Origin of the sequence: Streptomyces sp. NBC_01237, from assembly GCF_035917275.1 — a bacterium.
Taxonomy (GTDB): domain Bacteria; phylum Actinomycetota; class Actinomycetes; order Streptomycetales; family Streptomycetaceae; genus Streptomyces.
The window spans coordinates 5315809-5337998 of record NZ_CP108508.1; the positions used below are offsets into that span (position 1 = coordinate 5315809).

Below are 22190 nucleotides of genomic sequence, written 5' to 3' on the forward strand. Positions count from 1 at the left end.
GACTTCTGGCGACGACCTGTCAACAAGAGATGGCTTGAAGACCCCTATGCTCACCGAATGATCACATCGCCGAGTTCCGTGCGCCGCAGCGAGAGATCACGACGCGCGACCCTTCAGGCCGCGCTCGACCTGTGTACGGAGAAGGGCTACGGCCGCGTCACGGTCGAGGCCATCGCGGCCCGCGCCGGTGTGAGCAAGAAGACGATCTACCGCTGGTGGCCGTCGAAGGGCGCGGTGCTGCTGGAGGCGTTCGCCGAGGCCCTGGTCGACGCGACCCCGTTCGTCGACACCGGCGACATCGGCGCCGACCTGCGCACCCATGTGACGGGCGCGGTGAAGCTGCTCTCGACACCGCCGTACGGTCCGGCGTACGCGGGCATCCTCTCCGAGGTCCACCATGACGACGTCCTCGCGGAGGCGGTCAGGGATCAGCTGGTCGGACCGCGCGTCGAGGGTGCGGTGGGACGGCTGCGCAGTGCTCAGGAACGGGGCCAGATCCCGGCGGACGCGGACCTTCCACTGGCGGTCGAGATGCTCTACGGCCCCCTCTACTACCGCCATCTGCTGCGCAAGCCGCCCCAGGACGAGGCGACGATCGCCGCGCTCGTGGCGCATGTGCTGCGCTCGCTGGGGGCGCGGGACTACTAGCGGGCTGCTGGCGGGCTGCTGGCGGGCCGCTGGTGGGCTATTGGCTTCGGTGCGGTCTCCCGCGCGTCGACGGCCCGGGGGTGTGCCGTCATGGGGCTCAGGCGCCGCGACGGGGTTGCTGTCCGGCTGTCCGCCGGCCTGTCCCGCTGTCCGTCCCGCCGTCCGCGGTCCTGTTCAGCCGCCGGTCAGCCGTAGCTCAGCCGCCGTCGATCAGCCGCTGGACGGCGTCTCCGTAGTGCGCGGCCAGGGCCGCGCGGTCGGCGTGCGTCAGTACGGCGTCCTCCACCACGTGCAGGGAGGTGAGCAGGCCGCCGATCTGGGCCGCCACCAGGTGGGCGCGCAGCTCGGCGTCCTCGCCGCCGAGGCGGTGGACGAGCGGCGCGGCGAAGGAGCGCTCGATCGTCGCGCGCAGGGTCCGCTGCACCTCGGCCCGGTCGGAGGCCCGGAAGAGCGCGGCGAGCGAGGCCACGGCCAGCGCCCCCGCGGTGGACGCGGAGAGGTCCACCACATGCTCCACCAGCGCCCGCCCCATTCCCTCCAGCGGGCCCTCCATGATCCGGGTGGCCGGGAGGTCGACGGACATCGCCTCCACGAAGAGCTGTTCCTTGGAGCCGAAGTGGCGGATGACCAGGGCCGCGTCGACACCGGCCCGCGCGGCTACCGCTCGGATGCCGACCGCGGCGAGGCCGTCGCGGGTGAACAGCTCGCGCGCGGCGTCGAGGATCTCCTGCCTGGTCAGGGCTGCGGATCGGCGTGGCCGGGGGGCCCGCTGCGGCTCGGTCACGGCTGGTGCCTCCGTCGCTCGTTGGAAAAGTCATCATAGATGACTTACGGTGGTCGTCTTGGTTGTCATCAATGTTGACAACCGTCGGACGAGCGGGCGAGGAGCAGAGCGATGGACCGTCTCAAGGACAGGACCGCACTCATCACGGGCGCGGGCAGCGGCATCGGCCGGGCGGCCGCCGAGCTGATGAGCCGCGAGGGGGCACGCGTGGTGGCCGCCGACCACGACACGGCCGCGGCGGAGGAGACCGCCCGTCTGATCGAGGCCGCCGGCGGCCGGGCCCTGCCCGTCACCGTCGATGTCACCGACGACGCCTCCACCGCCGCCGCGGTGGCGGCCGCGGTGGGGGAGTTCGGCAGCCTGGACGTGCTCTGCAACCACGTCGGCGGCAGCGACCCCCGGAAGGACCTGGACCTGCTGCGGCTGGACATGGACGAGTTCGAGCGGGCCGTCGCCCTCAATGTGCGCAGTACGCTCCTCGGCTCCCGGCACGCCGTCCCGCACATGATCGAGGCCGGGGGCGGGTCCATCATCAACACCGCGTCGGTGGCCGGACTGGTCGGCGACGTCCTGCAGATCTCCTACGGCGCGGTGAAGGCCGCCGTCGTCAACCTCACCAAGTCGATCGCGGTCCAGTACGGCCCCCACGGCGTGCGGTGCAACGCGGTGGCCCCCGGGGCGGTCATGACCCCCGCCCTGCGGGACAACCTCCCCGGCGACGTCATCGAGGCGCTCAAGGGCTACAACGCGCTGCCCTACCTCGGCAGCCCCGAGGACATCGCCCACACCATGGTCTTCCTCGCCTCCGACGAATCCCGCTACCTCACCGGCCAACTCCTGGTGGTCGACGGCGGTATGACCATCCAGTCCCCGGCGGTCCCGGGACGACGCGCCATGCTGCCGCCCGCCTGAGCCCGCCCGGGCCCGGAAGCGCGCCACCCGGTTGGAGCCACCCGGCTGCCGCCATCCGGTGGCAGGGGGGCGTGTGGCGGGTGATGCTGTTCTGGCGCGTGGGGGTCCACCCGGTGCGCCGGAGAGCCTGAGGGCGGGGTGAAGCCGTGTCGGACGCCGAGGGACCGGCAGCTGAGGGAACGCGAGCCGCCGGGACGGCGCCGGATGTCTCCGCCTCCGATGTCTCCGCTTCCGACGGCTCCGCCGCCCCGGATGCGTTCACCGTTCCGGGCGCCCCTGCCGTCCTGGACACGGCCCTCCTCGACACGCTGTTCGCCCAGTCCGCGGTGGGCCTGGTCGTGCTCGATCCGGACCTGCGGGTGGTGCGGGCCAACTCCCTCGTCGACGCCGCCCACGTCCAGGAGATGATCGGTGATCACTTCACCGATGTGTACCGCCTCGACAGGCCGGACCTGGCGGACGAGGTACTGCGCGGTGTGCTCGCCGGCGAAGGCCCCGTGCACGGCCGTCTGGTCCGCGGCCGGCTCAGGCGGCTCCCTGGAGCGGACCGCAGCTTCAAGGTGTCCGCGTACCGCCTCGACGGTCCCGGCGACCGGCCCCTGGGCCTGCTGGCGGCCGTCGTCGATGTCACCGAGCGGGAGCGGGCGCGCTGCCGGGAGGAATGTCTGGCGGCGGTACGTGAGGCGGTGGGCGGATCGCTCGATGTGGCGGAGACCTGCCGGGCACTCGTCGGGGCCCTGGTGCCGGAGTTCGCCGATCTGGCCGTGGTCGAGGTGGTGGACGACGTCCTGCGCGGTGCGGAGCCGCCGGTGGGACCGCTCGGACCCGATGTCCCGCTGCGCCGGGCCGACCCGGACGGCGGTACCCGCCACCTCTCCTTCCGTACGCCGTACGCGCTGGCGGTGTCCGACCTCCGGCCCCGGCTCGTCCAGCTCACGCCGGACACCGCGTGGCTGGACGCGGACCCGGACAGTGCCCGTCTGATCAGGTCGGCCGACGCCCACTCGCTGATCGCGGTCCCCCTGACGCTGCGCGGCGCGGTCCTCGGGCTGCTGAGCCTCTACCGGTGCGGGGACACCGAGCCCTACGACGAGCACGACGTCTCCCTCGCCCGGACGGCGGCCACCCGCACCGCGCTGAGCATCGACAACGCCCGCCGCTACGAGCGCGACCATGTGATCGCCTCGACGGTCCAGCGCCGGCTGCTCCCGCAGTACGACGGGGACCAGGCCGCCGTCGAGACGGCCCATGTCCTGCTGCCCGGACGCGACAGCGGCTGCTGGTTCGACACCATCGCGCTGTCCGGCGCCCGCACCGCCCTCGTCGTCGGAAGTGTGGCGGGGCAGGGTCTCCAGACGGCCATCGCCATGGGGCAGTTGCGCACGGTCATCCAGGCGCTGGCCGGTCTCGACCTGGAGCCCGACGAGATGCTGGCCCGGCTGAACGACACGGCCGAACGCCTCGCCGTCGAACGGGCGGCCCTGCCCCGGGCCGACGCCCTGCACGACGAACCGCTGGCGGCGGCCTGTGTGTACGCGGTCTACGACCCGTTCACCCGTACCTGCACCCTCGCGCGGGCCGGGAACCCGGCGCCCGTCGTCGTCGCCCCCGACGGGAGTGCGCGGCCCCTCGACGTACCCGAAGGACCCGGCCTCTTCTCCGCCGACAGCGCGCCCTTCGCGACGGCCACCCTCATCCTCGAAGAGGGCAGCCTCCTCGCGTTCTGCACCGAGGCCCTGCTGCCCGACGCCGATGCCGCCGCTCGCATCCGCGAAGCGCTCGCCGAGCCCGGACGCGGCCTGGCGGAGCTGTGCGACGCCGTCGTCTACGGACTCCCGGCCGGCTCCCGACCCGACGGCGCCGCGCTGCTCCTCGTCCGCACGGGCACCGTTCCGGCGAACCGGGTCGCGACCTGGGACCTGCCGCACGACCGTACGACCCCCGCCACGGCCCGGGTCCTCGTACGCGACCGGCTCCAGGGCTGGAACCTGGACGAGGACACCATCGACGCGACCGAACTGATCGTCAGCGAGCTGGTCACCAACGCCGTCCGCTACGGCACCCCGCCACTGCGGCTGCGCCTGCTGCTGGGCGCCACCCTCACCTGCGAAGTGCACGACAGCAGCGAGGTGGCGCCGCATCTGCGCCACGCCCGGACCGCCGACGAAGGCGGCCGGGGGCTGTTCATCGTCTCCCAGCTCGCCACGCACTGGGGCACCCGGCACGGTCCGCAGGGCAAGACGCTGTGGACCGAGCAGGACCTTCCCGCGCCCCCGGGCCCCGCGAGCGCCGGACGCGGCCGGCCGGCGGGGGAGCCGGACCCCCCGGCCGACCGCCGGGGCGGTGAGGTCCCCGGCCGACCGCCGGGGGAGTGAACCGCCAGGAACCCCGCTTTCAGCCGAAGAGGCGTTCCAGCACCACCGCGACGCCGTCGTCCAGGTTGGACAGGGTCACCTCGTCGGCCGCCGCCCTCAGCTGCGGGTGCGCGCCGGCCATCGCCACCCCGTGTCCGGAGAGGCGGAACAGCGGCAGGTCGTTGGGCATGTCGCCGAACGCGACCGCGCGGGCCGGATCGAGCTCCAGCACTTCGGCGGCCAGCGCGAACCCGGTGCCCTTGTCCACGCCGTACGGGGCCAGTTCGACCGTGCCGGGGCCCGCCATCGTGACGGTCGCCAGATCACCCACGGCCGCGCGGGCGGCGGCCGTCAGCGCGTCGTCGCCGAGCTCCGGGTGCCGTACCAGGACCTTGATGACCGGTTCCGCCCACAGGTCCGTACGACGCCCGACCCGTAGTGCGGGGAGCGTGGGGTGCGGCATCCGGTAGCCCGGTTCGATCAGGGTCCGGCCGTCGGGGCCGTCCTGGTCCACGGCGGCGAAGACCGCGCCGACCTCCGCCTCGATCTTGCCGAGCGCGGCATCGGCCAGGTCCCGGTCGAGGGGCACCGAGTGGAGCATGCGGTCCGGTCCGGCGTCGTACACCTGGGTTCCCTGCCCGCAGACGACCGGGCCGCGGTAGTCCAGGTCCGCGAGCAGCCGCCGTATGCCGGGTACCGGCCGCCCGGTGACGATCAGGTGCCGGGCTCCGGCCGAGGAGGCCAGGGCGAGGGCGGCGCGGGAGCGCGGGCTCACGGTGTCGTCCGGGCGCAGCAGGGTGCCGTCCAGGTCCGTGGCGACAAGGGCATATGCGGGTGGCGTGGGCATGGACCCAGCCTAGGAGGCCACCGATGGCCCCTTGCGCGACCCGAAAAGATCCGGTACGTGCGCCCTTCGGCGTCGTACCGGATCTTCGCAGGAGCCCAGGAGCCCAGGAGCCCAGGAGCCCAGGAGCCCAGGAGCCCAGGAGCCATCAGTGAGCGCTCAGTGAGCAGTCAGGGGCGTGGGCCCCCGGAAGGCGGCTCCGGTCAGCTGAACACCACGGAGCGGACCTTGAGGCGCTCGGAGGCGTGGCCGCCGTTCGGCCGGAGGCTGAAGTAGGGGCCCTCGCAGTCGGCATCGGCGAAGACCGTGGCCGTGGAGCCGGTGTTGTTGCGCGGCGAGTGGGCGGGCTCGGTCCACGGGTGCTCGACCTCGGGCAGGGTGATGCAGACCCCGCTCGGCGGGTCGATCAGACCGCCGATGTGCGGGGTGCCGCCCAGGTCGCTGTAGCGGTACGTGAAGTCGCCGTCGGCCGCCGAGGCGGAGCCGGGAGCGGCGAGGAGCACGGCGAGGCCGCAGGCGGCGGCGGTGGCGAGGGCGCGCAGGCGCATGGAAGATCGTCCCATTCGTGTTCGGGTTCGGTCGGGCCGCCCCAGTTTTCCCCGGAACGATCTTGAGGGGGCCTCCGAACGCCGCAGAAACGATCTTGCATCACTCGTACGAGGGACCCTTCGGGCTTCGCGGCCGTGCGGCGCACCCGCAGGGCCTCGCCGGGGCTCTGTGAGTGCGTGCGCGGGTGCCTCCCTCGGCGAGGGCGAGGGCGGGGACACGGGGACGGGGACGGGGGCTACCGCACCACGTGGGGGCCCTGCTGGGGCACGCAGTGGGTGAGCCCTTCGCTGTCCACCAGTTGGGTACGGCTGTACGCCTCCCATTGGAGGCCGATTCCGCACGCGGCGCAGTCACCCGCGAAACGGCGGTAGCCCGGCGCGGGCTCGGAAGCGTGATCGGCAGTAGTCATCCGCCCACGTTAGGGCACCGCACTGACAGCGGGCATGGTGCGGTCCCGCAGATCACCCCGGAGCCGCCCACCCGCAGCGGCCCCTTCCGCCCGGACGCACCCCTACTGGACGCAGAACTCATTGCCCTCCGGGTCGCTGAGGACGAGCCAACTCCCGCCCGGTTCCTCCACCGTGCGCAGCAGGCTCGCGCCCAGTTCCCGCAGTCGTGCCACCTCCGCGTCGCGCTGTCCCGGGGCGGCGTGCACGTCGATGTGGAGGCGGTTCTTCACCGTTTTCGGTTCCGGTACCCGCTGGAAGAGCAGCCGCCGCCCCTGTCCCGTACCGCTCAACTCCTCGTACGGATCGTCCGGGTGGCGTGCTGCCGCGAGATCGCGCCAGGCGCGGCGGCCGTGGGCGTGGACGGTGATGGTCTCGGGCACGGCCCCGGCCGCGAGCAACTGCTCGACCAGGGCGCTGTTGTCCTCGACGAGGTAGCCCAGGGCCTCGGCCCAGAAGCCGGCCTGGGCGTGCGGGTCGGCGCTGTCGATGACGAGTTTCCAGTGCAGGGTCATGGAAACTGTTTATAGTGGTTACATGACTGAGAGGGCAACGGGCGCGCCGGGGATGTCTCTCAGGCACCCGGACGGCAGCTCGTTCCGCTTCGATCCCGGCTCCCTGTGCCTGGAGTTGCTGCCCACCGGCGGCCCCGGCCCGCTCGCCCGCTTCGAGGTGCTGAACGAGCCGGTGGATCTGACCGGGTGGGCGGCGGAGAGCAGGCTGGCCGGCGGACTGCGGCTCACGGTGACCGCGGCAGAGGTGTCCGCCGCCCGTGAACTGCGCGATGCCCTGTGGCGGTTGGCCGCCGACCGGGCGCACGGCCGCGAGCCGGACCCGGCCGACCTCGACGCGGTGAACGACGCCGCCGCGCACCCGCCCCTGACGGCCCGGCTGACCGGGGGCGGCGGCCGGGACTGGGCCCCCGGGGCCACCGGCTCCCAACTGCTCTCGACGGTCGCCCGCGATGCCGTGGACCTGTTCACCGGACCGTACGCCCACCGGGTCCGGGAGTGCGGGGCCCCTGACTGTCGCCTGCTCTTCGTCGACACCTCCCGCCCCGGCAGGCGGCGTTGGTGCTCGATGGAGCGCTGCGGGAACCGGCACAAGGTGCGCGCCCACCGAGCCCGGCTGACCGACACGGGCGAGTGAGGCGAAGCCGCTCCGTACGGATCGGGGTCCGTGACGGTCGGGCTCCGGACGGATCGGGCTTCGTACGGATCAGGCTTCGTGAGGTTCGGGTTCCGTACGGGGGCAGGCCGCGCAGACGTGTCCATCGATCGCGGCCAGCAGCTCCGCCGCCGCCTTCGCCCGGGACGGCGCCTGTGGTGCCGGTCCAGGTGCCGGCGCCGGCGCCGACTGCCGACGGGGCACCGGTGCCGAGGCCAGCCGTTCGGCCGTCGCGCGCCCCGCCACAACCGCTTCGTGCGCCCCGCGCGCCCACTCGGGGTGGTGATGATGCCCGGCGGAGAGGATCGTCCTCAGCAGCTCCAGTACTCCGGCCCGGTCCCTGACCGTCTCCGTGGCGGCCAGCTCCCACAGGAACGGCACCGTGGCCACGGTCGCGTCGAAGACCGCCATCGCCCCGATCCACTGCTCCAGATCGCTCAGCGCGTCCTCGGCGGTCGGGGCGTCGCCCCAGGCGATCCGCGACAGCATCCCGGGGACCTGGGACGCGGAGCCGCGGGCATGCTGGAGTTCGTGCCACTGAACGTTGCTCATGCCCTTGAGAACTGTCCCCATCCCGGCACTCAACCAGCCTTACCGCACGGCGTCCACCATGCCGACGGCACCGTCCGCCCGGTGCAGCCGGTCCAGGTACTCCCGTACGGCGCGGGGGGCGTCCGCCGGGGCGACGATCCCCACGTGGTTGTCGGGCCGGATCACGACGACCGCGCCGGAGCCGCCGACCCCGTACGCCGCCCGCGCGTACCCCTGGTGGTCGATCAGCGCGTGCGCCTCGGTGCCGGGCGTCTCCCCCGCTCCGTACACCCGGCAGGCCCGTACCGCGCCACTGTCCCCGTACGCGGCCGTCACCTCCCGCAGCGCCGTCGTGCTGCCGGGGCCGAAGCCGAGCACGGTCAGGTGCGGTCCGGCGAAGGTGCGGAACAGGCTGGTCGGCGCGCCCGTCGCGGCGGCGAGGCAGGGGGCGTCCGGAGCCCGGTCGCCGGAGTGCGGGCCGTCTTCGGGGCCTTGGCCGCCCGGCGCGTCGCGGTCCTCGGCGGCCAGTGAACTCCACCGGTAGCCGGTGCCGAGCCCGGCCGTCTCCGGAGTGATCGCCGAGTCCAGGCCGCCGCCGGGCTTCCTGATCGCCGCCAGCGTGGCCCGCAGCCTCTCCGACGTCAGGTCCAGGGTTTGGGCGGCGACCGGCAGCCGCTCCTCCTCGTAGGTGTCCAGCAGCCCCGCCGCCGCCCGCCCGGCCAGTACATGGGCGAGCTTCCAGCCCAGGTTGAAGGCGTCCTGGATGCCGGTGTTCATGCCGAGGCCGCCCGCGATCGCGTGCACATGCGCGGAGTCCCCGGCCAGGAAGACCCGGCCCACCCGGTAGCGGTCGGCCAGGCGGACGTTGACGCGGTACGTCGACAGGAGGGTGGCGTCGGTGAGGTGGCTGCCCGGCAGTCCGGTGTGCCGGGTGAGCAGCCGCCGGAACCCGTCCTGCGACGGGGCGAGAGGGCGGCCCTCCCGGTCGCGCTCGGGCCCGGCCTGGAACCACCACCCCGAGGGCGTACCGGGGATGGGGCAGAGCATGACCGCACCGTCCTCGTCGAACCACTGGTGCCAGCGGTCGCGGTCCAGCACTCCGTCCGTGAGGGCGACATCGCCGCAGACCATCATCTGTTCGGCGTGCGTCTCCCCGTCGAAGCCGATCCCGAGGAGCTTGCGTACGGGGCTGTGGGCGCCGTCGCACCCGACCACGTACCGCGCCCGGACGGGGGGACCGGCGGCGAACGTCACGGTGACGTGGCCGCCCGTTTCCCCGCCCCCGCCCGTTTCCCCGTCCCCGCCCGTTTCCCCGTCCGCGTCCTTCTCCCCGTCCACCTCTCCGGACGCGTCCCTCTCCCCGCCCTCGCCGCCTTCCCCGTCCGCCCGCGCGATCTGCGTGATGCCCACGGCCTCGGCGCCCAGTTCGACGCGGACCCCGGACGCGGCCAGCCGGTCACGCAGGACCTCCTCCAGCCGCCACTGGGCGATCAGCCACCCCCGGTCGTACGGTGCGTCCGGTGTCGGGGCGCTGTCCGCGTACGGATCGGTGTCCATGACCGGCAGCCGGTCCCGGTACTTGCGCATCGGCAGCGGCGCCGAGCCGGCGGCCAGCACTTCGTCGATGACCCCCAGGTCCGCCAGGACCTCCAGGGAGCGGGGGTTGGGCCCCTTGGCGCGCGAACTGCGCGGGTACGCGGGGGACTTGTCGACGATCCGTACGGCGATGCCGCGCCGGGCGAGATCGCACGCCAGGGTCAGCCCGGTCGGGCCCGCGCCCACGATCAGTACGTCCGTCAGTGTGCCGGCCGTGTCGGTCATGCCTGCTCCTCGGTTCGCGTTTCCGGAGCACCCAGGAAAACGCAACCGAGTAAGAAAAGCAACCCGGTAACTATTGTGTGGGTGTCAGTGGTCCTCCAGGGCCGCCCGCCCGTCGTACGAGGCCCGCGCCGCCGCGATCTCGTTCTGGTGCTCCTCGGTCCAGGTGACCAGGGAGCGGATGGTGGTGTGCAGCGTGCCGCCGAGCGGGGTGAGCTCGTACTCCACGCGGGGCGGGACGACCGCGTGGACCGTCCGCTCGACCAGGCCGTCGCGCTCCAGCTGGCGCAGGGTGACGGTGAGCATCCGCTGGCTGATGCCGTCGATCTCCCGGCGCAGCTGGGTGAAGCGGAGCTTGCGGCGGTCGAGCAGGGCGATGACCAGCAGTGACCACTTGTCCGCGACCCGGTCGAGGATCTGCCGTACCTCGCAGCCCTCGCGGGTGTCCCACTGGAACGGATCGGGGTCGCCGCCGGTCAGATGCCCGTCGTCGCTCACGGCTGCGGCTGCGCCTGCGGTCGCGCCCGCCTTCTCCGTCGCGGCCCCGCTCACGGTGCCTTCGGAGTGACTCGGTGACTTAAAAGTGCCTACTTCCATGGCATCTGATGGTGGCGCAGGATTCCCATGGTTACAAGAGGGAACCGACCCTCTTGTGCGTAACCGACCCGGCTGTCCGGCCGGTCCCGGAAGGGGACACCTGTGTCTGCCGACGTACCCACGCCACCCGCACCGGCCGCGCCGGCACCGGATCCCGACTCCGGACGCGCTTCCGGACCCGATTCCGGTTCCGCTTCCCGCTCCGGGCCCGGTTCCGGTTCCGCTTCCGGGCCCCGTTCCGCTTCCGGTTCTACTTCCGGGTTTTCGCTCCGCGCCAGGCTCCTGCTGCTCGTCCTGTGCGGCACGATCTTCCTGGAGGGCATCGACGTCGCCATGCTCGCCGTGGCCGTCCCCTCCATCAGGTCCGACCTCGGCCTGTCGACCGGCACCACGGCCTGGGTGATGAGCGCCTACGTCCTCGGCTACGCGGGCTTCACCCTCCTCGGGGGGCGGGCGGCCGATCTGCTCGGCAGGCGCCGCATGTTCCTCGTCTGGCTCACCGTCTTCCTGCTCTTCTCCGGGCTGGGCGGCTTCGCCACCGAGGGCTGGATGCTGGTCGTCGCCCGCTTCGTCACCGGAGTGGCCTCGGCCTTCATGACCCCTGCGGCCATGTCGCTGATCACCACCTCGTACGCGGAGGGCCCGCAGCGCAACAAGGCGCTGCTCGTCTTCGCGGGCACGGCGGCCGGCGGCTTCTCGCTGGGGCTCGTCATCGGCGGGCTGCTCACCCAGCTCGGCTGGCGCTGGGTGTTCTTCGCGCCGGTGCTGCTGGCCGCGCTCCTCCTGATCGCCGCGCTGCGGACCGTCCCCGTCGAACCGCGTCCGGTCCGCACCGGCGGCTTCGACCTGCCGGGCGCCGTCGCGGCGGCCGGGGCGATGCTGCTGCTCGCGTACGGGATCGTGCGGCTGGAGCACGGTCTCGACGGGTGGCTGTGGACGGCCGGGGCGTTCGCCGCCGGGCTGGTCCTCGTCCCGCTGTTCGTCGCGATCGAACGGCGCGCGTCCGCGCCGCTGGTCCGGCTGTCGATGCTGCGCCGGGCCGCGATGATCCGGGCCGACCTCGGAGCGCTGCTCTTCGTGGGCTCCTTCTTCGGCTTCCAGTTCGTGATGACCCTGTACCTCCAGGAACTGCGCGGCTGGTCCTCGCTCCAGACCGCGCTGGCCCTGGTGGTGATGGGTTCCGACGCGGTCCTCGCGCCGACCCTCACCCCGCGCCTGGTCGACCGCTACGGCAACACCAAGGTCGTCCTCGGCGGCTTCGTCCTCGCCGTCGCCTCGTACGGGCTGTTCCTGCCGGTCGGGCTCGACTGGTCGTACGCGGCGATGCTCCCGACCCTGTTCCTCACCGGTATGGCCTTCGCCCTCGCGTACGGGCCGCTCTCGATCGCGGCGACGGACGGTGTGCCCGACAGCGAACAGGGCCTGGCGGGAGGGCTGTTGCACACCTCGACCCAGTTCGGCTCGGCGGTCGGCATCTCCGCGGTGACGGCGGTGTACGGGATCGCCTCGGCCGGGGCGGACGGCTCCGCCGGGGCGACCCTGACCGCCTTCCGCGCGGCTTTGGTGGTGCCGGTGGTGATGGTGGTGCTGGGCGCCCTGATCACCGCGCTGGGGCTGCGCCGGCGCAAGGGGACGAGGCCGCCGGTCACCGGGTCACATCAGGAGCTCGGTGCCCGTTCCGGGGCCGTGGCGCCGGGCGCCGTCCCCGTACCGTGAGCCACGGCGGTGGCGGCCGCCGCCGGGTCCGTCGCCGCGGGATCCGTCGCCGCCGCGGCCAGGCGCACCGCCTCGGCCCGGTTGCGCCGCGCCGTCCGCAACGCGTCCCAGGTCAGCAGCGACAGTGCCAGCCAGACCAGCGCGAACCCGGACCACCGCTCGGGCGGCATCTCCTCGTGGAAGTACAGGATGCCGAGCACGAGCTGGAAGACCGGGGCCAGGTACTGCAACAGCCCCAGGGTGGAGAGCGGCACCCGGATCGCCGCCGCACCGAAGCAGACCAGCGGCACCGCCGTGACGATGCCCGTCGCGGCGAGCAGCACCCCGTGCCCCGCGCCACCGGACGTGAACGTCGCCTCGCCCCGGGCCCCGAGCCACAGCAGGAATCCGAGCGCGGGCAGGAAGAGCACCGCGGTCTCGGCGGCCAGTGATTCCAGGCCGCCCAGGTTGACCTTCTTCTTCGCCAGGCCGTACGTGGCGAAGGAGAAGGCCAGTGCCAGCGAGATCCAGGGCGGGCGGCCGTACCCGATCGCGAGCACCAGCACGGCGAGGACGCCGGTCGCGACCGCGGCCCACTGGACGGGGCGCAGCCGCTCGCCGAGCAGCAGGACGCCCATGGCTATGGTGACCAGCGGATTGATGAAGTAGCCGAGCGAAGCCTCCACGACCTGGCCGTTGTTGACGGCCCAGATGTACAGGCCCCAGTTGACCGTGATGACCGCCGCCGCCACGGCGATCAGGCCGAGTTTGCGGGGGGTGCGGATCAGCTCGCCGATCCAGGCCCAGCGGCCCACGACGAGCAGGGCGATGCCGACGACGCCCAGGGACCAGACCATCCGGTGGGCGAGGATCTCCATCGCTCCGGACGGCTCCAGCAACGGCCAGAAGAGGGGGACGATGCCCCACATCCCGTATGCGCCGATTCCGTACAGCAGGCCAGCTCGCTGCTCTGTCTTCCCCTTCACGGGCCCTCCCGGCGTACCTGCGTCGACGGATCGGCCGACTGGACGAAGGTAGCGCCGGAAGGGCCGGGTGTCATAGCCGTCTCACGGAAACACTCGTGACACGCGTCTCTTCCCGGTCAGGCCGTGGCGAGGGCCGCGGTCACGGACTCGGCGAGCGGCGTCGTCGGACGGCCGATCAGCCGTGCCAGGTCCCCGCTCGTCCCGGCGAGCAGCCCGCGTCCGATCGCCTCGTCGACGTCGACGAGGATCGCCGCGAAACCCTCGGGCAGGCCCGCGCCGACAAGGATCTCCTGGTGGACGGCGGCGGGGACGTTGTTGTACGCGATCTCCCTGCCGGTCGCCCCGGACAGCAGCGCGGCGTACTCGGCGAACGACCAGGCGGTGTCGCCGCTCAGCTCGTAGGCGGTGTTCAGATGGCCGTCACCGGTCACCGCGGCCACCGCGGCGGCGGCGTAGTCGGCCCGCGCGGCGGAGGCGACGCGCCCGTCGCCCGCGTTGGAGACGACCGCGCCGTGCTCCAGGACCGGGGCGAGGTTGGCCGTGTAGTTCTCGGTGTACCAGCCGTTGCGCAGGAAGGTGTACGGCAGCCCCGAGTCGAGGATCAGCTGCTCGGTGACCTTGTGCTCGGCGGCCAGCTCGAAGTCGGCGCCGGGGCCGCCGAGCACTCCGGTGTACGCGAGCTGCGCGACGCCCGCGGCCCGCGCCGCGTCGATGACGGCGGTGTGCTGCGGCACCCGGCTGCCCACCTCGCTGCCGGAGATCAGCAGCACCCGGTCACCGGCGCGGAACGCCCCGGTGAGGGTCTCGGGGTGGTCGTAGTCCGCGATGCGGAGCTCGACGCCGCGGGCGGCGAGACCGGCGGCCTTCTCCTTGTCGCGGACGACCGCGGCGATCCGGTCGGCGGGGACCGTGGTGAGCAGCTGCTCGACGACGAGCCGGCCGAGTGCTCCGGTGGCTCCGGTGACGACGATGCTCATGGGGGTTTTCTCCTCTTCGGGGGGTTCGGTCCGCTTCCGGGCCGTCTGGAACTCACCCTACGGCGTGCACTAACTGAGAGAAAGTACCCACTTTGAAGTAAGGTACTGATATGGGAGTAAGTGGAACGGGCCGCGACCCGGACGTCAACCAGGTGATGTGCCCCTCCCGCCTGGTGCTGGAGCACGTCACCAGCCGCTGGGGGGTCCTCGTGCTGGCCGCGCTGCTGGAGCGCTCGTACCGCTTCAGCGAGCTGCGGCGTTCGGTCGGCGGCGTCAGCGAGAAGATGCTCGCCCAGACCCTCCGGACGCTGGAGCGGGACGGCTTCGTGCACCGTGACGCGAAGCCGGTGATCCCGCCGAGGGTGGACTATTCGCTCACCCCGCTCGGCCGGGAGGCGGCCGAGCAGGTGTGGGGGCTGGCGCGCTGGACCGAGCGCCGGGTGGACGCGGTGCACGCGGCACGCGAGGCGTACGACGAGGCCGCCCGGACCTGAACGTACGACGAGGCCCGGACCCGATGTACCGGGTCCGGGCCTCGTCGTCGTGGTCCTCGCGCGCCTCGTACGGGTACGCGTGACGCCTGTGGTGGTGCGTACGGCGGCGCCGGTCGCCGGGCTGTCAGCCGACGACCGTCCAGGTGTCGTTCCCCGCGAGCAGTGAGCCGAGGTCGCCCTTGCCGTCCCGCTCGACCGCGGCGTCCAGCTGGTCGGACATCTGGCTGTCGTAGACCGGCCGTTCGACGCTGCGCAGCACCCCGATGGGCGTGTGGTGCAGCGTGTCCGGGTCGGCGAGCCGGGAGAGCGCGAAGGCCGTGGTCGGCGAGGCGGCGTGCGCGTCGTGGACCAGGATCTGCGAGCGGTTCTCCTCGGTGACCGCGACGACCCGGAGGTCCCCGGTCGCCGGATCCCGTACGACACCCTTCGTGTCCTCGGCTCCGAAGAGGATCGGCTGCCCGTGCTCCAGCCGGATCACCGCTTCCTGGGCCTTCTCCTTGTCCTTGAGGACCTCGAAGGCGCCGTCGTTGAAGATGTTGCAGTTCTGGTAGATCTCCACCAGCGCCGTGCCCGGGTGGTCGGCCGCCGCGCGCAGCACACTGGTGAGGTGCTTGCGGTCGGAGTCGACCGTACGGGCCACGAAGGACGCCTCCGCGCCGATCGCCAGCGACACCGGGTTGAAGGGCGCGTCGAGCGAACCCATCGGCGTCGACTTGGTGATCTTGCCGACCTCGGAGGTCGGGCTGTACTGCCCCTTGGTCAGCCCGTAGATCCGGTTGTTGAACAGCAGGATCTTCAGGTTCACATTGCGGCGCAGCGCGTGGATCAGGTGGTTGCCGCCGATGGACAGCGCGTCGCCGTCACCCGTGACGACCCACACCGACAGATCGCGGCGCGAGGTGGCGAGCCCGGTGGCGATGGACGGGGCGCGGCCGTGGATGGAGTGCATCCCGTAGGTGTTCATGTAGTACGGGAAGCGGGAGGAGCACCCGATGCCGGAGACGAAGGTGATGTTCTCCTTCGCCAGGCCGAGCTCGGGCATGAAGCCCTGCACCGCGGCGAGCACCGCGTAGTCGCCGCAGCCGGGGCACCAGCGCACTTCCTGGTCCGACTTGAAGTCCTTCATGGACTGTTTCGCCTCGGCCTTGGGCACCAGGTGCAGCAACTCGTTGGTGTCAGGCATCGATGGCCTCCTGGAGAGCGGTGGCGAGCTGCTCGGCCTTGAACGGCATTCCGTTGACCTGGTTGTAGCTGTGGGCGTCGACCAGATACTTCGCCCGGAGCAGCATGGCGAGCTGCCCGAGGTTCATCTCCGGAACGACCACCTTGTCGTAACGCCCCAGGACCTCGCCGAGATTCCTCGGGAAGGGGTTGAGGTGCCTCAAGTGCGCCTGGGCGATGGACTGTCCGGCGGCGCGCAGCCTGCGTACGGCCGCGGTGATCGGCCCGTACGTCGAGCCCCAGCCCAGCACCAGGGTGCGCGCGCCCGAGGGGTCGTCGACCTCCAGGTCCGGGACGGTGATGCCGTCGATCTTGGCCTGGCGGGTGCGGACCATGAAGTCGTGGTTGGCCGGGTCGTAGGAGATGTTGCCCGTGCCGTCCTGCTTCTCGATGCCGCCGATACGGTGTTCGAGGCCCGGGGTGCCCGGTACCGCCCAGGGGCGGGCCAGGGTCTGCGGGTCGCGCTTGTACGGCCAGAACACCTCGGTGCCGTCGGCCAGTTCGTGGTTGGGGCCGGTGGCGAACCGCACCCGCAGGTCGGGGAGCCCGTCGACGTCGGGGATCCGCCACGGCTCGGAGCCGTTGGCCAGATAGCCGTCGGAGAGCAGGAACACCGGAGTGCGGTACGTCAGCGCGATCCGGGCCGCGTCGAGCGCGGCGTCGAAGCAGTCGGCCGGGGTCTGCGGGGCCACGATCGGCACCGGGGCCTCGCCGTTGCGCCCGTACATCGCCTGGAGCAGGTCGGCCTGCTCGGTCTTGGTGGGCAGCCCCGTGGACGGGCCGCCGCGCTGGATGTCGATGATCAGCAGCGGCAGTTCGAGGGAGACCGCGAGCCCGATGGTCTCCGACTTCAGCGCCACGCCCGGACCGGACGTGGTCGTCACCGCCAGCGAACCGCCGAAGGCGGCGCCGAGCGCGGCGCCGATGCCCGCGATCTCGTCCTCCGCCTGGAAGGTCCGCACGCCGAAGCTCTTGTGCCGGCTCAGCTCGTGCAGGATGTCGGAGGCCGGGGTGATGGGGTACGAGCCCAGGTAGAGCGGCAGGTCCGCCTGCCGGCTCGCGGCGATCAGCCCGTACGACAGCGCGAGGTTCCCGGAGATGTTGCGGTACGTCCCGGTGGGGAACGCCTGCGTCGCGGGCGCGACCTCGTAGCTGACCGCGAAGTCCTCGGTGGTCTCGCCGAAGTTCCACCCGGCCCGGAACGCGGCCACGTTCGCCTCGGCGATCTGCGGCTTCTTCGCGAACTTCTGCCGGAGGAACTTCTCCGTACCCTCGGTCGGCCGGTGGTACATCCACGACAGCAGCCCGAGCGCGAACATGTTCTTCGAGCGCTCGGCCTCCTTGCGGGGGAGCCCGAACTCCTTCAGCGCCTCCAGCGTGAGCGTGGTCAGCGGCACCGGATGGACGTTGTACGCCTCCAGCGACCCGTCCTCCAGGGGGCTGGTCGCGTACCCCACCTTCGCCATCGGCCGCTTGGTGAACTCATCGGTGTTGACGATGACTTCGGCGCCGCGCGGCACATCGGCGATGTTCGCCTTCAGCGCGGCCGGGTTCATCGCCACCAGCACGTTGGGCGCGTCGCCCGGCGTGAGGATGTCGTGATCGGCGAAATGCAGCTGGAAGGAGGAGACGCCCGGCAGGGTGCCTGCGGGGGCCCGGATCTCGGCCGGGAAGTTCGGCAGCGTCGAGAGGTCGTTTCCGAAGGAAGCCGTCTCGGAGGTGAACCGGTCACCCGTGAGCTGCATGCCGTCACCGGAGTCACCCGCGAATCGGATGATGACCCGGTCCAGGCGGCGGACCTCTTTCTCGCCGGCGCCCGTGGTTCCTGACAGGGGGGCTCGCTGCTCCCCGACGACGGGTTCGCTGGCCTCATCGGCCCTTTCGGCCGGGCTACTGACCTGGCTGGTCACTGAACTGGACCTCCCTCGGGGCGGCGGTTCGGGACCGGCCGACCCGCCGGTGGTCCCACGGGCCACCCTACTTCCGCAGGGGTCGCCCGCCAGGGACCGATCATATGGTGGACGCCCTTTTGAGACACCCTTTTAGCCCGATTTAACATGTTTCTCAAGCCCCCCAGTCGCTCGCCCGCAACGCTGTGTGCTCATTCTTTGGTGCTAGGTCCTCGGCTTCCGTCACCCATCTGACAGGGTGTCAGTTGTCTAGGATTTCAGGTAGGTGAGTACGGCCAGGACGCGCCGGTGATCCCCGTCACTGGGGGAGAGGCCCAGTTTCAGGAAGATATTGCTGACGTGCTTCTCCACGGCGCCGTCGCTCACGACCAGCTGCCTGGCCACCGCAGAGTTCGTCCGCCCCTCGGCCATCAGACCGAGGACCTCCCGCTCGCGCGGCGTGAGTCCGGCCAGCACGTCCTGCTTACGGCTCCGGCCCAGCAGCTGAGCCACCACTTCCGGGTCCAGCGCCGTCCCGCCCTGCGCCACCCGCACCACGGCGTCCACGAACTCGCGGACCTCCGCGACCCGGTCCTTCAGCAGATAACCGACGCCCCGGCTGCTTCCGGCCAGCAGCTCGGTGGCGTACTGCTCCTCGACGTACTGCGACAGCACCAGCACCCCGATCCCGGGGTAGTCCTTGCGCAGCCGCACCGCCGCCCGGACGCCCTCGTCGGTGTGGGTCGGCGGCATCCGTACGTCGGCCACCACCACATCGGGCAGCGCCTGCTGCGCGTCGAGATCCGCCACGGTCTTGATCAGTGCCTCGGCGTCCCCCACCCCCGCGACGACGTCGTGCCCGAGATCGGTGAGCAGCCGCGTGAGTCCTTCCCGCAGCAGTACCGAATCCTCGGCGATGACCACCCGCACCCTGTCCTCCACGACGCTGTTTCCCCCACTGTTTCTCGATCTGTGTCCGGCTCTGTCGTCCCCAGCATCCCAGGGCCGGCGCGTGGATGGGGCGGCGCCCGGAACGGGGGTACGACTTGGAGAGGTTTCCCCGATCCGGGGCTGGGCACTCAGCGTCACCGGAAAGTCACCGCAAGGTGTGGTATCGCCCGTCGGGCCCGCTCTTCGCGCCGGTCGCGGGGCCGTCGTCGGTCGCGTCACGGGGGCTGCCGTCGGCCCGCACGCGTACGCCGGATCACCCCCACCGTGTACACGCCGGAGCGCCCGCCCGTGCACACGCCGGAGCGCCCCGCCCCCGGAGCGGGTGTCCGGGGGCGGGGCGAGGGGACCGGGGCCCGCGGTCGTGGACCCGGAGGCGCGGAAGCCGGGGCGCGGTACCCGGCGGTGGTGCGCGGGGAGCAAGGAGACGGTGAGGGCGGGAAGCAAGGGGACGGTGCGCGCGGGGCTCAGCCGCGCCAGGGCAGTTCGGCCGTGACCGTGGTGGGGCCACCCGCCGGGGAGTCGACCACGAGGATGCCGTCCACCGCGTCGAGCCGTTCCGTCAGACCGGCCAGACCACTGCCCGCCGTGACATCGGCGCCGCCCCGGCCGTTGTCGGTGACCTGGAGCATCAGCCGGTCCGCCGTGTGCCACACGTCCACCGTGGCCCGGGTCGCGCCGGCGTGCTTGCTGACGTTCTGCAGGAGTTCCGAGACCGTGAAGTACGCGATGCCCTCGATCGCCTGGGCGGGCCGGGAGTCCAGATCCACCTCGACCTCCACCGGGACGGTGCAGCGGGAGGCGATGGCGGAGAGCGCGGCGTCCAGTCCGCGGTCGGTGAGCACGGCGGGGTGGATGCCTCGCGCCAGGTCGCGCAGTTCCTGGAGGGCGACCTTGACCTCGCCGTGGGCCTCGTCGACCATACGGGCGGCGGCCTCGGGGTCGTCGGTCAGCTTCTCCTTCGCCAGGCCCAGATCCATCGCGAGGGCGACGAGGCGGGCCTGGGCGCCGTCGTGGAGGTCGCGCTCGATACGGCGCAGGTCGGCCGCCGCGGTGTCCACGACGACCCCCCGGTCCGACTCCAGCTCGGAGACCCGGCTGGCCAGCCGGGACGGGCCCAGCAGACCGGAGACCATCAGCTCGTCCACGGTCACCAGGCCGCGGTTGATCCAGGGCGAGACCAGGACCACGGCCAGGCCGATCGCGCTGGTCACGGCCAGGTCGAAGGGGGAGTCGAGGTAGACCTGGTGGGTGCCGTCCCCGTACAGCTGGACCCCGTCGACCCCCGTGTACGTCGGGAAGACCCAGTGCCACAGCGGATACGTGAACGCCGTCCACCCGAACGACCAGACCGTGATGGCCACGCAGAAGGCGAAGACCGCCCACGGGAAGTGCAGCAGCGAGTAGAGCAGGTGCCGCCAGGACACTCCGCTCTTCAGGACCGCGCCGACCCACGACATCATGCCGCCGGTCTTCCCGCGTACCGGTGCGGGGTTCGCCACATCCAGCTTCAGCAGCCCCCGTGCCCGGCCCCGTTCCATCGCGCCGAAGCCCCGGCACATCGTCAGCCCCACCGCGAGGATCGGAATGCCGAGGAAGGTGATCAGCATGCCGACGCCCAGCAGCGTCATGGTGAGCGAGAAGGCGAACAGCACCGTGCTGATCGGCAGGCTCAGCACCAGGTAGAGGAGCTCGCGCCAGGCCCGCGCCTCCAGCGGCGCACGCAGCGCGGCCGGGAGGAAGTGCTTGACCGGGGGGCGGTCCCCAACACCGGAGCCGGACCTCTGGTGGTCCCGCGTGTCCGGTCCGTATGCCGTGGCCATGAGTTCCGTCCGTTTCGTGTCTGCCGCAGCGGCTCGTTCTCCGCGGGCTGTGCTTTTACCGGCTGTGAGCAAGAGTGCGCGCCCGCCGGGGCTTCGCACCATGAGGACGGTCTCCGTATCCGGCCGGGGGTTTTCCCCACCCCCCTGTGCCGGGAAGCGCGTCTGGATGTGCCCCTCGGGGCGCCCGGACCCGTTGTCCCCAGGCGTCCGGACCCGCTGTCCCCGGGCGGCCGTATGCGCCGCCCGGCGCGCCCGGAGGCGCCGCCCGGGGTGTGTGCGGAGAGCGTCAGGGCGCCGTCGCCGGCTCCGTACGGTCGCGCCAGGGCAGCTCCGCGGTGACGGTCGTCGGCCCGCCCACCGGAGAGTCCAGGACGAACAGGCCGTCCACCGCCCCCAGCCGCTCCGCGAGACCCGCCATGCCCGTACCGCCGTCCATCCGCGCACCGCCGGACCCGTCGTCCCGCACCTGGATCAGCAGCCGGTCGCTGGAGCGCCACACATCGACGGACGCCGAATGGGCCCCGCTGTGCTTGCTGACGTTCTGAAGGAGTTCCGAGACCGTGAAGTACGCGCTGCCCTCGATCGCCTGGGCGGGCCGGGAATCCAGGTCCACCGACACCTTCACGGGCACGGTGCAGCGGGAGGCGATGGCGGAGAGCGCGGCGTCCAGTCCGCGGTCGGTGAGGATCGCGGGGTGGATGCCGCGGGCGAGGTCGCGCAGTTCCTGGAGGGCGACCTTGACCTCGCCGTGGGCCTCGTCGACCATGCGGGCGGCGGCCTCGGGGTCGTCGGTCAGCTTCTCCTTCGCCAGGCCGAGGCCCATGGCGAGGGCGACGAGGCGGGCCTGGGCGCCGTCGTGGAGGTCGCGCTCGATGCGCCGGAGGTCGGCCGCCGCGGTGTCCACGACGACCCCCCGGTCCGACTCCAGCTCGGCGATCCTGCGCTCCAGCTCGTCGGAGGGCGAGAGCAGCCCCCGCACCATCGCCCGGTCCGCGTTGGCCAGGGCCCGCACGATGAACGGGAGCACCGGCCAGAGCACGAACAGGCCCACCAGCGTCACCGTGAACGTCACGATGCCCCACGGCAGTCGGATGAACGAGAACAGCAGCGTCCGCCAGGCCACCGGATCCTTCAGCCCCGACCACAGCCAGGGCAGGAACCCCTCCTCCCGGCGGCCGCGTGCGAGCGGGCTCGGCTCGTCGATGTGCAGCCCGAGCAGCGACCGCGCCAGACCCCGCTCCGCACGGCCGAGCAGCCGCGCGCCGTGCAGCCCGAGGACGAGCAGCGGCAGACCGATCACCGTGATGGAAAGCCCCATGCCGACACCGAGCATGAACATGGTGTAAACAAAGCCGACAATCGCCATGGGCAGGTTGGCCAGGAGATACGCGATCTCCTTCCAGGTCCACCGGTCGAAGGCGAAACGCGCGGGCGGCGGCCGGTCGGTGTCCGGCACAGGGGGGCTCATGGTCATGCCACCACCCTGCCGGGCCGGACCCGCGCACGC

The 22190-nt window shown here is 72.1% G+C and carries 21 protein-coding genes; 6 read left to right on the plus strand and 15 right to left on the minus strand.

The features are described 5' to 3' along the window. The first annotated feature begins 57 nt into the window (after positions 1 to 57). A complete protein-coding gene (locus OG251_RS23700) occupies positions 58 to 648 on the plus strand; it encodes a TetR/AcrR family transcriptional regulator (protein ID WP_326679050.1) in 591 nt (196 codons plus the stop codon). A 196-nt stretch (positions 649 to 844) separates the two neighbouring features. Here the strand turns inward: OG251_RS23700 and OG251_RS23705 are convergent, their stop codons facing one another. Then, the gene (locus OG251_RS23705; RefSeq protein ID WP_326679051.1) at positions 845 to 1432 is read right to left on the minus strand and encodes a TetR/AcrR family transcriptional regulator; all 588 of its coding nucleotides are present in this window, start codon (positions 1430 to 1432) and stop codon (positions 845 to 847) included. 111 nt (positions 1433 to 1543) lie between these two features. On the opposite strand from OG251_RS23705, the gene OG251_RS23710 reads away from it, so the two are divergent. Further along, a complete protein-coding gene (locus OG251_RS23710) occupies positions 1544 to 2344 on the plus strand; it encodes an SDR family NAD(P)-dependent oxidoreductase (protein ID WP_326679052.1) in 801 nt (266 codons plus the stop codon). 284 nt (positions 2345 to 2628) lie between these two features. Next, complete coding sequence (locus tag OG251_RS23715; RefSeq protein WP_326681383.1) at positions 2629 to 4719, plus strand: SpoIIE family protein phosphatase; 2091 nt, start codon at positions 2629 to 2631, stop codon at positions 4717 to 4719. Between the two features lie 19 nt (positions 4720 to 4738). On the opposite strand, the gene OG251_RS23720 is transcribed toward OG251_RS23715, so the two are convergent. The 4 genes from OG251_RS23720 to OG251_RS23735 form a co-directional block, all read right to left on the minus strand. Beyond that, complete coding sequence (locus tag OG251_RS23720; RefSeq protein ID WP_326679053.1) at positions 4739 to 5545, minus strand: HAD family hydrolase; 807 nt, start codon at positions 5543 to 5545, stop codon at positions 4739 to 4741. A 200-nt stretch (positions 5546 to 5745) separates the two neighbouring features. Further along, positions 5746 to 6105: a hypothetical protein gene (locus OG251_RS23725; RefSeq protein ID WP_385888964.1), complete on the minus strand. Its 360-nt coding sequence runs from the start codon at positions 6103 to 6105 to the stop codon at positions 5746 to 5748. A 221-nt stretch (positions 6106 to 6326) separates the two neighbouring features. Continuing rightward, a complete protein-coding gene (locus OG251_RS23730; protein WP_158074362.1) occupies positions 6327 to 6500 on the minus strand; it encodes a hypothetical protein in 174 nt (57 codons plus the stop codon). A gap of 102 nt (positions 6501 to 6602) precedes the next feature. Beyond that, positions 6603 to 7052: a VOC family protein gene (locus tag OG251_RS23735; protein WP_326679054.1), complete on the minus strand. Its 450-nt coding sequence runs from the start codon at positions 7050 to 7052 to the stop codon at positions 6603 to 6605. Between the two features lie 22 nt (positions 7053 to 7074). On the opposite strand from OG251_RS23735, the gene OG251_RS23740 reads away from it, so the two are divergent. Beyond that, positions 7075 to 7686, plus strand: coding sequence for a CGNR zinc finger domain-containing protein (locus OG251_RS23740; protein WP_326679055.1), 612 nt, complete (start codon positions 7075 to 7077; stop codon positions 7684 to 7686). A 69-nt stretch (positions 7687 to 7755) separates the two neighbouring features. Here OG251_RS23740 and OG251_RS23745 read toward each other — a convergent pair whose 3' ends face one another. The 3 genes from OG251_RS23745 to OG251_RS23755 all read right to left on the minus strand — a co-directional run bounded on the left by OG251_RS23745 (position 7756) and on the right by OG251_RS23755 (position 10650). Continuing rightward, entirely contained in the window at positions 7756 to 8277 is a 522-nt protein-coding gene (locus OG251_RS23745) for a hypothetical protein (protein WP_326679056.1), read from the minus strand. An 18-nt stretch (positions 8278 to 8295) separates the two neighbouring features. Continuing rightward, on the minus strand, positions 8296 to 10056 hold the full coding sequence (locus OG251_RS23750) for an FAD-dependent monooxygenase (protein ID WP_326679057.1): 1761 nt from the start codon (positions 10054 to 10056) through the stop codon (positions 8296 to 8298). 84 nt (positions 10057 to 10140) lie between these two features. After that, positions 10141 to 10650 (minus strand): winged helix-turn-helix transcriptional regulator, encoded by a 510-nt coding sequence (locus OG251_RS23755; RefSeq protein ID WP_326679058.1) that lies wholly within the window; start codon positions 10648 to 10650, stop codon positions 10141 to 10143. Positions 10651 to 10932: 282 nt separating this feature from the next. Here OG251_RS23755 and OG251_RS23760 point away from each other — a divergent pair, with 282 nt between their 5' ends. Beyond that, positions 10933 to 12366 carry an MFS transporter gene (locus OG251_RS23760; RefSeq protein ID WP_326681385.1) on the plus strand — a complete coding sequence of 478 codons (1434 nt, stop codon included), beginning with the start codon at positions 10933 to 10935 and terminating at the stop codon, positions 12364 to 12366. Here OG251_RS23760 and rarD read toward each other — a convergent pair. Then, positions 12309 to 13331 carry an EamA family transporter RarD gene (gene rarD / locus OG251_RS23765; RefSeq protein ID WP_326679059.1) on the minus strand — a complete coding sequence of 341 codons (1023 nt, stop codon included), beginning with the start codon at positions 13329 to 13331 and terminating at the stop codon, positions 12309 to 12311. The two genes, OG251_RS23760 and rarD, sit on opposite strands and share 58 nt — an antisense overlap. 116 nt (positions 13332 to 13447) lie before the next feature. Further along, on the minus strand, positions 13448 to 14308 hold the full coding sequence (locus tag OG251_RS23770) for an SDR family oxidoreductase (RefSeq protein ID WP_326679060.1): 861 nt from the start codon (positions 14306 to 14308) through the stop codon (positions 13448 to 13450). Between the two features lie 110 nt (positions 14309 to 14418). On the opposite strand from OG251_RS23770, the gene OG251_RS23775 reads away from it, so the two are divergent. Next, the gene (locus tag OG251_RS23775; protein ID WP_326679061.1) at positions 14419 to 14802 is read left to right on the plus strand and encodes a winged helix-turn-helix transcriptional regulator; all 384 of its coding nucleotides are present in this window, start codon (positions 14419 to 14421) and stop codon (positions 14800 to 14802) included. A 124-nt stretch (positions 14803 to 14926) separates the two neighbouring features. Here OG251_RS23775 and OG251_RS23780 read toward each other — a convergent pair whose 3' ends face one another. From OG251_RS23780 to OG251_RS23800, 5 genes are all read right to left on the minus strand, one after another. Next, positions 14927 to 15985 (minus strand): 2-oxoacid:ferredoxin oxidoreductase subunit beta, encoded by a 1059-nt coding sequence (locus tag OG251_RS23780; RefSeq protein ID WP_326679062.1) that lies wholly within the window; start codon positions 15983 to 15985, stop codon positions 14927 to 14929. After that, on the minus strand, positions 15978 to 17933 hold the full coding sequence (locus OG251_RS23785; protein WP_326679063.1) for a 2-oxoacid:acceptor oxidoreductase subunit alpha: 1956 nt from the start codon (positions 17931 to 17933) through the stop codon (positions 15978 to 15980). Before OG251_RS23785 ends, OG251_RS23780 begins: the two co-directional genes overlap by 8 nt. A 249-nt stretch (positions 17934 to 18182) precedes the next feature. Next, complete coding sequence (locus OG251_RS23790; RefSeq protein ID WP_266809941.1) at positions 18183 to 18842, minus strand: response regulator transcription factor; 660 nt, start codon at positions 18840 to 18842, stop codon at positions 18183 to 18185. Positions 18843 to 19327: 485 nt separating this feature from the next. Further along, positions 19328 to 20683 carry a sensor histidine kinase gene (locus OG251_RS23795; RefSeq protein ID WP_326679064.1) on the minus strand — a complete coding sequence of 452 codons (1356 nt, stop codon included), beginning with the start codon at positions 20681 to 20683 and terminating at the stop codon, positions 19328 to 19330. A gap of 286 nt (positions 20684 to 20969) precedes the next feature. After that, on the minus strand, positions 20970 to 22157 hold the full coding sequence (locus tag OG251_RS23800) for a sensor histidine kinase (RefSeq protein ID WP_326679065.1): 1188 nt from the start codon (positions 22155 to 22157) through the stop codon (positions 20970 to 20972). Positions 22158 to 22190 lie beyond the last annotated feature (33 nt).